This window comes from Kineosporia sp. NBRC 101677, assembly GCF_030269265.1.
Taxonomy (GTDB): Bacteria; Actinomycetota; Actinomycetes; order Actinomycetales; family Kineosporiaceae; genus Kineosporia; species Kineosporia rhizophila.
This window is the reverse complement of record NZ_BSTA01000002.1, coordinates 323,073-336,970: the sequence shown is the minus strand read 5'-3', so window position 1 is coordinate 336,970 and position 13,898 is coordinate 323,073. Positions and strand designations below refer to the sequence as shown.

Genomic DNA, 13,898 nt, shown 5'->3' with positions numbered 1-13,898 from the left:
CTCGACCCCGGTATCGGCAGGTCCGGCGCCGGAGCTGAGCCGTCCGGATACCAGGCAGAACTTCTGCCCGTGCGGGCGGAGTCTCCTTCGCGTCGGGCGAGGAGTGGTGCCATCATCGAAGTTGTGTCCGATCTAGCACCCCAGACGATTTCCTACCCGGCCCCCGGGTCACGGCCGTCGCGGAAGGGTGAGGAGCCTCTCGCCCCGCACGTGATCGTGCTCTTCGGGGCGACCGGCGACCTCGCTCGCCGCAAGCTGTTGCCCGGCATGGCACACCTTGCCGCCTCCGCCCTGGCTCCGGACATCCGCGTGGTCGGCACCTCGCTCGAGGACATGAGCGACGACGCGTTCCGTTCGTTCGCCCAGGCCGCCATGCAGGAGTTCGGTACCCACAAGCTCACCCCCGAGCAGTGGGACACCTTCGCCAAGAACCTCTGCTACGTGCCCCAGTCGGCCGGGCCCGAGGCCCTGGCCACCGCCGTCAACGACGCCGAGGCCCAGCTCGGCCCGGACGCGCGCCGCCTGCACTACCTGAGCGTGCCGCCCAAGGCCGCCCTGGCGGTGATCACCATGCTGCGCGACGCCAAGCTGGTCGAGCGCTCCCGGGTGGTGATGGAGAAGCCGTTCGGCACCGACCTGACCTCGGCCATCATCCTCAACGACCAGGTGCACGAGACGTTCCGGGAGAGCCAGATCTTCCGGATCGACCACTTCCTGGGCAAGGAGGCGGCCCAGAACATCCTGGCGTTCCGTTTCGCCAACGGCCTTTTCGAGCCGATCTGGAACCGCAACTTCATCGACCACGTCCAGATCGACATCCCCGAGACGCTCGGGCTGGGCGGGCGGGCCAACTTCTACGAGAGCACCGGCGCCTACAAGGACATGGTGGTCACCCACCTGCTCCAGGTGATGGCGTTCGTCGCGATGGAGCCGCCGACCGCCCTGGAACCGCGGGCGATCAGCGAGGAGAAGAACAAGGTCTTCCGCTCGATGCTGCCGATCGACCCGCGCGACGTGGTGCGGGGGCAGTACAGCGGCTACCGCGGTGAGGAAGGGGTCGCCCGCGACTCCGACACCGAGACGTTCATCGCGCTGCGGGCCGGCATCGACAACTGGCGCTGGGCCGGGGTGCCGTTCTACCTGCGCACCGGCAAGCGGCTGGCGGAAGGCGCGCGGATCATCTCGATCGCCTTCAAGGAGGCGCCGAAGTCGATGTTCCCGGCCGGCTCGGGCGTCGGCGCGGCCGGTCCCGACCACCTGACCTTCGACCTGGCCGACGCCTCCAAGGTGTCGCTGTCGTTCTACGGCAAGCGGCCCGGCCCGGGCATGAAGCTGGACAAGCTGTCGATGCAGTTCTCCACCCAGGAGACCGAGCGGGCCGGCGACGTGCTCGAGGCCTACGAGCGGCTGATCCTCGACGCGATGCGCGGCGACCACACGCTGTTCACCACCGCCGAGGGCATCGAGAGCCTGTGGGAACGCTCGATCCCGCTGCTGGAGGACCCGCCGCCGGTCAAGCCGTACGCCCCGGGCACCTGGGGGCCGAACGCGATCCACCAGCTGATCGCCCCGCACGCCTGGCGTCTGCCGTTCGAGCGGGCCTGGCGCGAGCACCGTTAGGCGACAGTTCGGTAGCACGACAAGAGCAACAACGTAGGACGCTCGGAAGCTCGGCTTCCGGGCGTCCTGCGCGTTTTGCCTGCCCAGTGGCCTGAATCGGCCGCCGGGCGAGGTTACCGACGCGTGTGGCGCGCGTTTCGCCCATTGTTCGCCTGCGTGCCCTTCCGCCCGGTCGGGCAGATCGTCCTGATCCACCCCTTGACGGCGTCCGGACGCGTGCGCGAGCCTTACGGCCAAATCGTAAGGCGTCTTTATAAACCCCTCCGTAACCGGTTCCGGGGCGGACCGGAGCGTCGGAGAAGCACCTCGCGCATCACCTCTTGACGGCCTCTGCCCAGCACACAGGAGTACTGCGATGAACAGACGAACCCAGGCCCTGGCGATCGGTGTCACCGGCCTCGCCCTCACCCTGGCCGCGTGCGGCGGCGGCACCGGCGCCGGTGACTCCGAGAGTGGCGGCGGCGACGGCGGCAAGGTCGAGTCGATCAAGCTGGTCGCCGCCGAGTACTCGGCCGAGACGGCCGGTTTCTGGGAGGACTTCGCCAAGACCTACCAGGAGAAGACCGGGACGAAGCTCGAGGTCCAGGTGGTCAGCTGGGACGACATCGACCAGCAGAGCAGCACGATGATCCAGAACGGCAACCCGCCGGACATCCTGAACCTGAACGCCTACGCCAGCTACGCCCAGGACAACCTGCTGTACAGCGCCGACGAGGTGCTCTCGCCCGAGGTGAAGTCCGACCTGCTGCCGAACTTCGTCGAGAGCGGCACGTTCGAGGGCAAGCTCTACGGCATGCCCGACCTGTCCTCGGCGCGCGCCCTGTTCTACAACAAGGCGCTGTTCGAGCAGGCCGGCATCGACGCCCCGCCGACCACCTGGGACGAGTTCGCCACCGACGCCAAGAAGATCGCGGACGCCACCGACTCGGCCGGCTACGCGATGCCGCTGGGCCCGGAGGAGTCGCAGGCCGAGTTCTCGATCTGGATGTTCAACAACGGCGGCAACTGGAAGACCGACGGCGCCTGGTCGATCAACTCGCCGCAGAACGTCGAGACGCTGGAGTTCCTAAAGAAGCTCGCCGACGACGGGGTCACCCAGAACAACCCGGGCAAGACCAACCGCACCGACGGCGCCTTCGCCGACTTCGCGGCGGGCAAGGCCGGCATGGTGGTGGGCTTCTCGCCGCTGGCCGCGCAGCTCGACGAGGCCGGCAAGGTCGAGTACGGCGTCGCCCCGATGCCCTCGAACACCGGCGAGGAGCCGAAGTCGTACGGCGTCACCGACTACCTGATGGCGTTCAAGAAGGACGGCAACGCCGAGGCGGTCAAGGCCTTCTACGACCTGTACTACCAGCCCGACCAGGTGAACACGTTCATCGAGAACGAGGGCTTCCTGCCGGTCACCCAGTCCGGGGTGGAGAAGTTCAGCTCCAACGCCGATCTCAAGGTCTACCTGGACACCCTCACCGGTGTGCAGCTGACCCCGACCGACGACCCGAAGTGGGACACCACGAAACTGGCTGTGCAGCAGGAACTCGGCGCAGCGGTGGGCCCCGACGGCGACCCCAAGGCGATCCTGGACGACCTGCAGGAGCAGGCGGAGTCCGGGAGCTGACTTGACCGCCGAACAGCTCGACGCTCCCGCCGGTGCGGCCGATTCCTCGGCCGCGCCGGCGGCGGCGCCCCGGTTCCGTCGCCGTCGGCACGAAACCGGCTACGCCAGCGGATTCTCCGCCCTGCCCTGGCTGATCGTGCCGGTGGCCCTGATGGCCGGTGTGGTGGTCTACCCGGTCATCGCCCTGGTGCAGGCCTCCCTGTCGGAGTACTCGTTCACCGGCCTGCGCACCGGCTCGGCCGGTCTGGGCAACTACACCGACGTCCTGAAGCACGACGACCTGTGGACCGTGCTCGGCAACACCGCGCTCTGGGTGTTCGCCACGGTCGCCCTGACCATCCTGTTCGGCCTGGCCCTGGCCCAGTTCATGAGCAAGGACTTCTACGGCCGCACGGTGATGCGCTGGGCGATCATCGTGCCCTGGGCCGCCTCGCTGGTGATCACCGCCCGCCTGTTCACGCTGATCCTCGACTACGAGCACGGCATCCTGAACCAGTGGCTGACCACGCTGCACATCGTCGGCGAGCCGATCGACTTCCTCGGTGACGACACCTGGGTGATGCCCTCGATGATCGGGGTGGGGGTGTTCGTCTCGCTGCCCTTCACCGGGTACGTGCTGCTGGCCGGGCTGAACGCGATCCCGCACGACATCGTCGAGGCGGCCCGGGTGGACGGTGCCTCGCCGTGGAAGATCTACCGCCACATCACCCTGCCGCTGCTGCGCCCGGCCCTGCTGGTGGCCAGCGTGCTGAACCTGATCTACGTGTTCAACTCGTTCCCGATCCTCTACACGCTGAACGACCGCAATCCCGGGTTCACCCACGACACCTCCATCACCTTCAGCTACAAGCTGGCCTTCAAGGCGGCCGAGCGCAGTGTGGGCATGTCGGCGGCGATGGGTGTGATCAACGTTCTGCTGATCCTGGTCGTGGTGCTGATCTACCTGAGGATCATCCGCTGGAGGGAGGTGACCCAGGCGTGAGTGTCACCACCGCACCCCGGGCCCCACGAACGTCCATAAGCAAAAAGGTTCGCCCCTACTACCTTTCGCTGATCGGCCTGGTGGTGACCACGGCGTTCGCCTGGCCCTACGCGGTCATGCTGCTGGATGCGCTACGGCCGGCCTACGACGTGCTCAGCTCCCCGCCCTCGTTCTTCCCCCGCGACTGGCAGTGGAACACGTTCGGCACGGTGCTGTCGGACAGCCGCTTCCTGAACTGGCTGAAGACCTCGCTGATCGTGGCGGTCAGCTCGACCGCGGTGGTGCTGGTGGCGGCGGTACCGGCGGCCTACTTCACCGCCCGGTTCCGCTTCCCCGGCCGCACCGCGTTCCTGCTGGCCGTGCTGGTCACCCAGATGTTCTCGCCGACCTCGCTGGTGGTCGGGCTGTACCGGCAGTTCTACGACCTCACGCTGGTCAACACCTACCTGTCGATCATCATCACGAACGCGGCCTTCAACCTGGCCTTCGCGATCTGGATCCTGCAGGGCTTCTTCGCCTCGATCCCGCGCGAGGTGGAGGAGGCCGCCCACCTGGACGGCTGCGGCCGGGTGCGCACGCTCTGGCACGTCATGCTCCCGCTGACCCTGCCCGGCCTGGTGACCACGGTGATCTTCACCTTCATCGCCGCCTGGAACGAGTACGTGGTGGCCCTGACCCTGATGACCGAGGAGACCCGCAAACCGCTCACCGTGGGCATCAACAGTTACGTGACCGGTTACCAGCAGCACTGGGACGAGTTGTTCGCGGCCTCGCTGGTCGCCGTCGTCCCGGTGGTCATCCTGTTCGCGCTGATCGAGAAGCACCTGGTGGGCGGGCTGACCGCGGGCTCGGTGAAGTAGGGCCTTCCTCACTGTTTCTGTCGAGAATGTTGACATTACGGAAGGCCGATCTAATATCGAGTGAAGCAGCGTAAGACGTTGCAGCTGCCGTCGCGACACAAGAACGCGGCGGATGAATGTCCCTGTACCGCAGGCGGTTAGGGCCGGCCGGGAGCGCGCGACCCGGGTGGCGGGCCGGCGGTCGGGGGCGGACCATCTCGTCAGCGCCGCGTTACCGAAAGGGTGCGCGGCGCCCGGCCGCTGTGAAGGATGTGTGCGAACGGTGAAGATCGCCGTGGTTGTGGGTAACCCCAAGCCCGCCTCCCGAACCCTCCGCGTGGCGGAGGCCGTCACCGACGTGATCGAGAAGCTGCTGCCCGGCGAGAACGCCGAGCGCCGGGTGATCGATCTGGCCGACCACTCGAGCAGGTTGTTCGAGTGGCCCGAGCCGACCCTGGCCGAGCTCAACGACGCGGTCGCGGCCAGCGACGTCCTGGTGGTGGCCTCGCCCACCTACAAGGCCACCTACACCGGCCTGCTCAAGGCCTTCCTCGACCGCTACCCCAGCAACGGCCTGAACGGCGTGGTGGCGGTGCCGGTGATGACCGGCGCCGCCGACACCCACGCCATGGCCACCGAGGTCAACCTGCGCCCGCTGCTGGTCGAGCTGGGCGCGACCGTGCCCAGCCGCGGCCTGTACGTGGTGATGACCCGGATCGCCGAGCTCGAGGCGACCGCGGCGGAGTGGGGCGAGGCGAACGCCGCCGCGCTGGTGCCCGCGATCACCGGGCGGCTGGGGGTGCGGCATGGCTGAGAACACCCTGGACTTCGACTCCGCGCAGTTCCGCAAGGTGGTCGGCGGCTTCGCCTCCGGCATCACCGTGGTCACCGCCGTGCTGGACGGCGAACCGGTGGGGATGACCTGCCAGTCGTTCTTCAGCCTGTCGCTCGACCCGCCGCTGATCGCCTTCTCCCCCGCCCTCACCTCCAGCAGCTATCCGCGGATCCGGGAATCGGGTTCGTTCTGCGTGAACATCCTGGAGGCCGGGCAGGAGGGCCTGTGCGGCCAGTTCGCCCGCAGCGGAGGAGACAAGTGGCGGGGCGTGGAGTGGGAGCCCGGAGTCACCGGCAGCCCGCGCCTGAAGGGCGTCCTGGCCAGCATCGACTGCGACCTCGAGAACGAGTTCGTGACCGGTGACCACTACCTGACCGTGGGCCGGGTGCGCTCGTTGCACGCCACTCCCGGCCTACATCCGCTGCTCTACTTCAACGGCGGCTACCGGCGGCTGCACCCCCACCAGGAGCTCGGAGCCCGGAGCGCGTAGCGCCCGGACTGCCTGCCTCGGGCAACCACCGGGGGCGCCCCCACTGACGAAGGCGTCCCCGGTCGGGCAGACTGCCACTCATGGAAGACGACGACGACGAGCTGACCATCCTGGTGGGCGCCGCTGAGGGTTCGACGGCGCTGGAGCGCGACGGCATGCTGCGCCGACTCGAGGAGTCGGTCACGCTGGCCATCGCCGAGTGCACCAACGAGGGCTACCTGACCAACGGCCTCACCGGCGACGTCGACATCAGCCTGACCGTCGCCGCCCCCGGCCTGGCCGCCCCCGAGGTGCTGAGCCTGGTCGGCGACAGCGTCGCCGCGCTGATCAACGATCCGGCCAACCCGGGCTGGGGACCGTTCTCGGTGAGCGTCACCGGTGAGTCCGCGGACGTCACCGAGGGCCTCGACGACGTGGGCACCGACCTGCAGGTGCTGGACGACCTGGACGATCTCGACGACCTGGACGAGACCGAGACGCTCGTGGTGATCGAGGGACCGGACGGGCTGAGCCTGACCGGCATCGCGACCACCCGCAGCACCGAGGCCGGCCGGGCCCGTCTGCTGACCAGCGCCGAGCTGCTGACCAGCGTGGACCTGGCCCAGCTGACCCCGCTGGACCTGCAGGCCGAGGACGAGGAGGCGCGCCAGGAGGCCGAGGCCCAGGCCCGCTTCGTGGCCGGCGCCCTGTTCCAGGCCTCCGTGGCGGTGGTGGACCAGCTGTTCATCGACCTGGACACGCTGACCCGCGACGGCACCACCGAGACCGTGGCCGACGCCCCGGACGACGTGTTCTTCGTGCTCGGCGGGCTGCCCGACCGCTACGCCGACCGCTACGACGCGCTGTTCACCCAGCGGCTGATCATCGCCACCGCGGACGTCACCCGGCGGCTCACGGCCGGCTGGGAGCCGCTCGCCTGCGTGGCCCACGAGCTGGCCCTGCGGCTGATCCTGGACGCCACCGAGGTGCAGCTGGACCTGGTCGACGTGGAGCTGGAGCCGGGCTGGCGTCAGACGATCGAGGAACACCTCTTCGCCGACACCGAGCACGAGATCCTGTACGACCCGCAGACCGAGGACGACGAGGACGACGAGGACCTGCGGGCCCGCCCGGACTCGGCCCCGCTGGGGTTCGCGCACTGGTTCACCCCGTTCGGCGCCGACCTGCACCTTCCGCCGTACCTGGTGGAGGGCTACACGGAGGACGACCTCGAGGACTTCGACGAGGAGGAGGACGACCTCGAGGACGAGTTCGAGGACGACCTCGAGGACGGCGAGGGGCCCCGGCAGGAGCACCAGCAGCACTGATCACCGTCTGATCCCCCTGGAACACGGGAAAGGCCCGGTACCCGCAACTGCGGGTACCGGGCCTCTCTGTCGTGCCTCAGGCCGTGGCGTCGGCCTTGGAGGTGGCGGACTCGCTGGCCGCCGGGTCGGGCTGCGGCACGGGGTCGCACTGCTTGTCCGACTTACGGCCGGCCACCCGGTCGGGCAGCGTGCCGTCCTTCAGGTAGGCGGCGATCGTGTCGTCGGTGCAGGCGATGCCGTTCAGCGAGCCGGAGTGGGTGGTGCCTCCGACGCCCTCGACGAGCACCGACTTCGGGAAGCGCTTGCGGACCTCGAGCGCACCCTCGTACGGCGTGGCCGCGTCGTGGGTCTCCGAGATCAGCAGGATCGCCGGGGCCTTGGTGCCGTTCACCTTGACCGGCTTGCCGACCTCACCGCCCCAGTTCAGGCAGGGGGCGTTGAACCAGGCGTTGGACCAGGTCATGAACGGGGCCTCGGCGTGCACGGCCCAGTTGTCCTTCTTCCACTTCGACCACTTCTTCGGCCACTGCACGTCGGTGCACTGGGTGGCCAGGTACACGGCGTAGCCGTTGTCGGCGCCCGGGCCCTGCGGGTTCGAGTCGTCGAACAGCGTCTTCAGGGTCTTCCAGTCCTTGTCGTGGACCCAGCCGGAGAACGCCGAGGCGACCTCTTCCCAGCCGAAGACGTAGTAGCCGGCACCCAGGAAGATGTCCGTCCACTCGTCGCCGCCGATCTTGCCGCCGGCCGCCTTCTTGTCCAGGGCCTTCAGCTGCTTGTAGTACTCCTTCTTCACTGCGGCGCCGGTCTTGCCCAGCTTGTAGGTGGCGTCGTTCTTGGCCACCCAGGCGAAGAAGACGTCCATGTTCTTGTCGAACGCGACGTCCTGGTCGAGGTTGGCCTGGTACCAGACGTTGCGCGGGTCGACCACGCCGTCGAGGACCATCCGGCGCACCCGGGTCGGGTACTGGGTGGCGTAGACCTGACCGAGGTAGCTGCCGTAGGAGAAGCCGTAGAAGTTGATCTTCTTCTCGCCCAGGGCCTTACGCAGCACGTCCATGTCCCGGACGTTGTCCCGGGTCTTCAGGTTGTCCAGCAGCGCCCCGCCGGCCTTGTCGCAGGCCTTGGCGTAGGCCTTGGTGCGCTTCAGCCAGATCTTCTCGCCCTTGGCGGTGTTCGGCACGTACTTCGGCCGGTCGTAGGTGGTGTACTTGCCGTTGCAGGTCAGCGCCGGCTTGCTCGAACCGACCCCGCGCGGGTCGAAACCGATCCAGTCGTAGGCGCTCCCGGCGTTGTCCGGCACGTACTGGCCGAGCGACGAGAGGGTGAGGCCGGAACCGCCCGGGCCGCCCGGGTTGACCAGCATGACGCCCTGCCGGTCGGCCTTCTTCACCGACGCCTTGATCCGCGAGACGGCGATCTGGATCTTCTTGCCCTTGGGCTTGTCGTAGTCGAGCGGAACGCTCAGGTAACCGCACTTGGCGCCGAGCTCGGTCAGCCCGGCACTCTCACACTTGCCCCACTTGATCGGCTTGGGCTTGAACGCCACCTCGGTGGCGACCGTCGCGCTGCTCGCGGCCACCGTGCTCGCCGTGGCGGCGGTGCGCGGACCCTCCGAGTCGCCGGAGTTCGCGGCCCGGGCCACCGAACCCCCCACCACCGTGGTGGTCACCAGCGCGGCGGAGGCCGCCACGACCACCAGTTTCTTCTTCAGCATCAGCCCTCTTCGTCAGCCTCTTGGTCCGATTCGGCGTACTAGGTCGTGCTTGATGAGTTCTCGGTAACCCGCCGAGTGTTCCGCCCATGTGTCCGGTTGGCAATAGAAGGTGCCGATCGGGAGGCGACGCAGGTCACATCCGGCACTTCCGGAAAAGAAGCGGAATCTGCATTCCGGCGCGGTTACGCTGCTCGCAGCGGAATCCCAGTTCCGTTTTGCGATGACAAGGAGCACGATGCAGTCCGCTCACCCGAGCGCTCCCCTTGAGAAGTCCTTGAAGCCCCTTCCCCGACGCACCCGCCCGCAGGTGACCTTCGCCGTCCTCACCCTGGCGGTCGGTGCCTTCACCCTTCTGCAGTCGCTGGTCATCCCGGTGATGGCGACCATCCAGCACGACCTGGGCACCACCCAGAACGGGGTCACCTGGGTCCTGACCGCCTACCTGCTCTCCGCCTCGGTGGCCACCCCGATCATGGGGCGGATCGGCGACCTGGTGGGCAAGGAGCGGGTTTTCGTGGCCGCCCTGGCCGCGCTGGCGGTCGGCTCGCTGCTGGCCGCGCTGGCCCCGAACCTGGCCGTGATGATCGTCGCCCGGGTGATCCAGGGCATCGGCGGCGGCGTGCTGCCGCTGGCCTTCGGCATCATCCGCGACGAGTACCCGGCCCACCGGGTCACCGGCGCGGTGGGCACCCTGGCCTCGCTCAGCGCGATCGGCGGCGGACTGGGCCTGGTCCTGGCCGGGCCGATCGTCGACCTGCTCAGCTACCGGTGGCTGTTCTGGATCCCGCTGATCATGACCGGGATCGCCGCGGTCGCCGCGCACCTGCTGATCCCGGCCTCCCCGGTGCGCTCGGGCGGGCACATCTCCTGGCGCCCGGCCCTGCTGCTGTCCGGCTGGCTGGTCTGCCTGCTGCTGGCGCTCAGCCAGGCCTCGTCCTGGGGCTGGGTCTCACCGCAGGTGCTCGGCCTGCTGGCCGCCGCCGCGGCGCTGGCCGGGCTCTGGATCCGGGCCGAGACCCGGGCCACCACACCGCTCATCGACATGCGGATGATGCGGCGCCGGCCGGTCTGGACCGCCAACCTGGTGGCCCTGCTGCTCGGGGTGGCCATGTACGCGGTGTTCGGCTTCCTGCCGCAACTGCTGCAGACGCCGGTCGAGGCGGGTTACGGATTCGGCGCCGGGATCACCGCTTCCGGGCTGCTGCTCGCCCCGCAGTGCGTGGTGCAGCTGCCGGTCGGCATCCTGTCGGGCAACCTGTCGGCCCGCTACGGCGGCAAGTGGTTCACCGTGGCCGGCTGCGCGATCACCCTGCTGTCGCTGCTGATGTTCGCCTTCGCCCACGACACCCGTCTTCAGATCATGCTGGGCTGCGCGGTCTTCGGACTCGGTATGGGGATGGTGTTCTCGGCCCTGTCCGGGCTGATCGTGCAGGGCGTGCCGCAGGAGCAGACCGGGGTCGCCAGCGGGATGAACGCGAACATCCGCACCATCGGCGGGGCGATCGGTTCGGCGGTGATGGCCAGTGTGGTCACCGCGCACCAGGGCCCGGCCGGTTTCCCGCAGGAGTCCGGCTACACCTTCGGTTTCGCCCTGCTGGCCGGAGCCCTGGTGCTGGCCACCCTGGCCGGACTGCTCATCCCCGACCTGCGGCCGGCCCCTCCGGTGGTCACGGCGGTCACGGCGGTCACCACCGGGGACCCCCGGACCGCGCCCGGGCACGAAACACGGCCTGTACCCGTGGGCGGTACGCTCGTGGGTGATGAACCGGATTGACCGGGTAGCTGGGGTGAACGCCGTGGGAACCATCGAACGCCCGATGCGGAAAGACGCGGCGCGCAACTCCGGTGCCGTGCTCACCGCGGCGCGCGAGGTGATCTCCGAGTTCGGCGTCGAGGCCAGCATGGAGCTGATCGCCTCGCGGGCCGGGGTCGGCGTCGGCACGCTCTACCGGCACTACCCGAACAAGCAGGCCCTGGTCGACGAGCTGGTCCGGATCATCCTCGACGAGCTGATCAGCACCGCCCGGGCCGGTCTGGAAGACGAACGCGGTCACGGCCTGGAGACCTTTCTGCGGGCGTTCGGCCGCTCGCTGGCCCGGCACCACGGCTACTCGGCCAAGCTGTTCAGCCCGGGCAACTCCGACCACCAGCAGAAGCTGAACGCGCTGATCGCCGACCTGCACACGCAGGCCTGCGAACACGGCCGGATCTCGGCCGAGGTCAGCCTCGGCGACGTCCGGGCCCTGATGTGGGCGCTGCGCGGGATCGTCGCGGTCACCGGGCAGAACGCGCCGGACGCCTGGCAGCGTCACCTCGACCTGCATCTGGCGGCCTTGCGCATCGAGCCGGTACCGAGCACCCGCCCCTCGGTCACCGCCGAGCAGCTGCAGCGGATCTCCGAGGCGCACCGCAAGGGTCGCTAGGCACATCAGAGTCGGCCGGACCGGGAGCTTCCCCGGGCCGGCCGACTCTGGTCGTTCTCTGGTCGTTCTCTGCTCGTTCTCTACTCGTTCTGCGGTCAGCGGGCGCCGATCTCGGCGTCGTGCTGGGCCGAGCCCGAGGGCCAGCGGGTCTGCGGGTCGGCCGAGTGCAACGGCATCACCACCAGTTCCACCACGTTGCCGAGCAGGCTCGCCCCGGCCCGGATCGCGTCCGGCGCATCCCCCTCGTGCTCGAAGGCGAGCTGGGCCGAGGGCAGCGAGAGCTGACCGTTGTGGCACAGCAGCGACTTCACGTTGCCCCCGGCGATGTTCCCGAGTTCCGCGATGACGTCGAGCATGTCGTCCGGCGCGGGCTCGGCCACGCCGAGCAGGGTGGCGGCCAGCGTGGTGATCAGGTTGCCCTCGGCCCGCACGTCGACCCCGAGGTACGAGCCGTCGGTCGGGTCCTGGATCACCAGGCGGGAGACCGCCAGCCCGACCGCGGCCGGCAACGGCTCGGGGGTCGGCTCGGCCTGCTCGCCGAGCACCGAGGCGATCATCTCGACCAGCAGGATCTCCAGATCCGGCTGGGCCGCCGCCAGTTCGGCCGGGTCGATCACGCCGCACCCCCCAGGTGCTGGAACACCACTGCGCGGTCCACGTCCACCCGCTTCCAGTGGGGCCCGAGCGAGGGGGCGGTCTCGGCGCCGCCGAGAACCAGGTACCCGCCCGGCCGCAGGGCCGAACGGCAGTTCTCGATGACCTTCTTCTTGGTCGGCGGATCGAAGTAGATCAGCACGTTCCGCAGGAAGATGATGTCGCACTGCGGATGGCCGACCGGCAGCTGCGCCAGGTTGCCCCACTTGAACGAGGCCAGGTCGCGGACCTCCTTCTTCAGCACCCAGTCGCGGCCGACCTGGTCGAAGTACTTGACCAGGTAGGGAACGCGCAGGCCGCGGTTGATCTCGAGCTGCGAGTACTTGCCGGCGTTGGCCCGCTCGACCATCTTGTGCGAGATGTCGGTGCCGACCACCCGGGCGTCGAAACCCGGGTTCCGGGGCAGCCAGTCGAGCATCAGCATGGCCAGCGAGTAGCCCTCCTGACCGGACGAACAGGCGGCCGACCAGACCGTGATCTTCTTGGTCAGCGACGACTTGGCCACGTCGGGCAGCAACTGCTTGGCGAAGACGTCGAACGGCGCGGTGTCCCGGAACCACAGGGTCTCGTTCGTGGTCAGGGCGTCGATGACCGAGTCGATCAGCTTCTGGTCCCCCCGCCGCAAGCGGCTGACGAACGCGCCCAGGTCGCTCTCTCCGCTGGTCCGCATCAGCGGAACCAGACGGGACTCCACCAGGTACTCCTTACCTGGCTGCAGGTCGATGGCGCTGCGCTGGCGAACCAGGTCGGCCACGAAGGTGAAGTCCGTGGACGCGATACTCATCGGGGGAATCCTCCTTCACCCACTAGTGAACCCACTTCCGGATTTTCGCCGCTCACCGCTCGATCAGCCCCAGCATCTCCAGCTTCTCGGCGATGACCTCGTCGGTGAACGGCTTGATCACGTACTCGTGGGCGCCGGCCGCCAGCGCGCGGACGATGTTCGCCTGCTCGCTCTCGGTGGTCACCATCATCAGCACGACATCCCGGTACTCCGGGTTCTGCCGGCACTTCTTGATGAAGGTGAGCCCGTCCATGACCGGCATGTTCCAGTCCACCAGGGCCACCTCCGGACGGGCGCCGGCGTCCAGGGCCGCCAGCGCCTCAGCTCCGTCGCCGGCCTGAACCACGTCGAAGTTCAGGTTGGTGAGCAGCTTGGTCAGGATGGTCCGCATCACCCGTGAGTCGTCGACGACTAGTGCCTGCATGATCCGCCTATCTCTCTCGTGCTGATCTCAGCCGGTCGGTTCGATGTCGTCACCGCAGGCGGGAATGCCTGCGGCGGAATGGGTCAGAGCCGGAAGCGGGCGACCAGCTGACGTAGCTCGGTCGAGAGCCCGGCCAGCTCACCCGAGGCCCGCTCGGCCTGCTGGATACTGGAACTGGAGGCCTGCGCCGCACTCGCCACCGAATCCACAC

The 13,898-nt window shown here is 68.6% G+C and carries 13 protein-coding genes; 9 read left to right on the top strand and 4 right to left on the bottom strand.

Translation table 11 applies throughout. The annotated features are described in order from the left end of the window. The first annotated feature begins 123 nt into the window (after positions 1-123). The 7 genes from zwf to QSK18_RS07010 all read left to right on the top strand — a co-directional run bounded on the left by zwf (position 124) and on the right by QSK18_RS07010 (position 7,688). Positions 124-1,620 carry a glucose-6-phosphate dehydrogenase gene (zwf, locus tag QSK18_RS07040; protein ID WP_352396473.1) on the top strand — a complete coding sequence of 499 codons (1,497 nt, stop codon included), beginning with the start codon at positions 124-126 and terminating at the stop codon, positions 1,618-1,620. A gap of 355 nt (positions 1,621-1,975) precedes the next feature. Beyond that, complete coding sequence (locus tag QSK18_RS07035) at positions 1,976-3,235, top strand: extracellular solute-binding protein (protein ID WP_232814597.1); 1,260 nt, start codon at positions 1,976-1,978, stop codon at positions 3,233-3,235. A gap of 1 nt (position 3,236) precedes the next feature. Next, positions 3,237-4,217 (top strand): carbohydrate ABC transporter permease, encoded by a 981-nt coding sequence (locus QSK18_RS07030; RefSeq protein WP_232814598.1) that lies wholly within the window; start codon positions 3,237-3,239, stop codon positions 4,215-4,217. Next, positions 4,214-5,077 (top strand): carbohydrate ABC transporter permease, encoded by an 864-nt coding sequence (locus tag QSK18_RS07025; protein WP_232814599.1) that lies wholly within the window; start codon positions 4,214-4,216, stop codon positions 5,075-5,077. The genes QSK18_RS07030 and QSK18_RS07025 overlap by 4 nt, the downstream gene beginning before the upstream one ends. Positions 5,078-5,339: 262 nt before the next feature. After that, positions 5,340-5,870 carry an NADPH-dependent FMN reductase gene (locus QSK18_RS07020; protein WP_232814600.1) on the top strand — a complete coding sequence of 177 codons (531 nt, stop codon included), beginning with the start codon at positions 5,340-5,342 and terminating at the stop codon, positions 5,868-5,870. Beyond that, on the top strand, positions 5,863-6,381 hold the full coding sequence (locus QSK18_RS07015) for a flavin reductase family protein (protein WP_232814601.1): 519 nt from the start codon (positions 5,863-5,865) through the stop codon (positions 6,379-6,381). Before QSK18_RS07020 ends, QSK18_RS07015 begins: the two co-directional genes overlap by 8 nt. Positions 6,382-6,461: 80 nt before the next feature. Continuing rightward, entirely contained in the window at positions 6,462-7,688 is a 1,227-nt protein-coding gene (locus QSK18_RS07010; RefSeq protein ID WP_285617311.1) for a hypothetical protein, read from the top strand. 76 nt (positions 7,689-7,764) lie between these two features. On the opposite strand, the gene QSK18_RS07005 is transcribed toward QSK18_RS07010, so the two are convergent. Next, on the bottom strand, positions 7,765-9,402 hold the full coding sequence (locus QSK18_RS07005; RefSeq protein ID WP_285617309.1) for an alpha/beta hydrolase: 1,638 nt from the start codon (positions 9,400-9,402) through the stop codon (positions 7,765-7,767). Between the two features lie 235 nt (positions 9,403-9,637). Between QSK18_RS07005 and QSK18_RS07000 the strand changes: the two genes are divergently transcribed. Both QSK18_RS07000 and QSK18_RS06995 read left to right on the top strand, forming a co-directional pair. After that, entirely contained in the window at positions 9,638-11,176 is a 1,539-nt protein-coding gene (locus tag QSK18_RS07000) for an MFS transporter (RefSeq protein WP_232814604.1), read from the top strand. Further along, positions 11,163-11,825, top strand: coding sequence for a TetR/AcrR family transcriptional regulator (locus QSK18_RS06995; protein ID WP_232814605.1), 663 nt, complete (start codon positions 11,163-11,165; stop codon positions 11,823-11,825). Before QSK18_RS07000 ends, QSK18_RS06995 begins: the two co-directional genes overlap by 14 nt. Positions 11,826-11,920: 95 nt before the next feature. On the opposite strand, the gene QSK18_RS06990 is transcribed toward QSK18_RS06995, so the two are convergent. The 3 genes from QSK18_RS06990 to QSK18_RS06980 are packed head-to-tail and all read right to left on the bottom strand — an operon-like array spanning position 11,921 to position 13,687. Beyond that, a complete protein-coding gene (locus QSK18_RS06990; RefSeq protein WP_232814606.1) occupies positions 11,921-12,442 on the bottom strand; it encodes a hypothetical protein in 522 nt (173 codons plus the stop codon). Next, a complete protein-coding gene (locus tag QSK18_RS06985; RefSeq protein WP_232814607.1) occupies positions 12,439-13,263 on the bottom strand; it encodes a CheR family methyltransferase in 825 nt (274 codons plus the stop codon). The genes QSK18_RS06990 and QSK18_RS06985 overlap by 4 nt, the downstream gene beginning before the upstream one ends. A gap of 52 nt (positions 13,264-13,315) precedes the next feature. Beyond that, positions 13,316-13,687: a response regulator gene (locus QSK18_RS06980; protein ID WP_052527093.1), complete on the bottom strand. Its 372-nt coding sequence runs from the start codon at positions 13,685-13,687 to the stop codon at positions 13,316-13,318. Between the last annotated feature and the right edge of the window lie 211 nt (positions 13,688-13,898).

What these genes read in the sequence shown, in the direction of transcription:
- QSK18_RS07000 (WP_232814604.1), top strand. Translation starts at nt 9,638, where the DNA reads ATGCAGTCCGCTCACCCGAGCGCTCCCCTTGAGAAGTCCTTGAAGCCC.
- QSK18_RS06980 (WP_052527093.1), bottom strand. Translation starts at nt 13,687, where the DNA reads ATGCAGGCACTAGTCGTCGACGACTCACGGGTGATGCGGACCATCCTG.
- QSK18_RS06985 (WP_232814607.1), bottom strand. Translation starts at nt 13,263, where the DNA reads ATGAGTATCGCGTCCACGGACTTCACCTTCGTGGCCGACCTGGTTCGC.
- QSK18_RS07010 (WP_285617311.1), top strand. Translation starts at nt 6,462, where the DNA reads ATGGAAGACGACGACGACGAGCTGACCATCCTGGTGGGCGCCGCTGAG.
- QSK18_RS06995 (WP_232814605.1), top strand. Translation starts at nt 11,163, where the DNA reads ATGAACCGGATTGACCGGGTAGCTGGGGTGAACGCCGTGGGAACCATC.
- QSK18_RS07015 (WP_232814601.1), top strand. Translation starts at nt 5,863, where the DNA reads ATGGCTGAGAACACCCTGGACTTCGACTCCGCGCAGTTCCGCAAGGTG.
- QSK18_RS07005 (WP_285617309.1), bottom strand. Translation starts at nt 9,402, where the DNA reads ATGCTGAAGAAGAAACTGGTGGTCGTGGCGGCCTCCGCCGCGCTGGTG.
- QSK18_RS07035 (WP_232814597.1), top strand. Translation starts at nt 1,976, where the DNA reads ATGAACAGACGAACCCAGGCCCTGGCGATCGGTGTCACCGGCCTCGCC.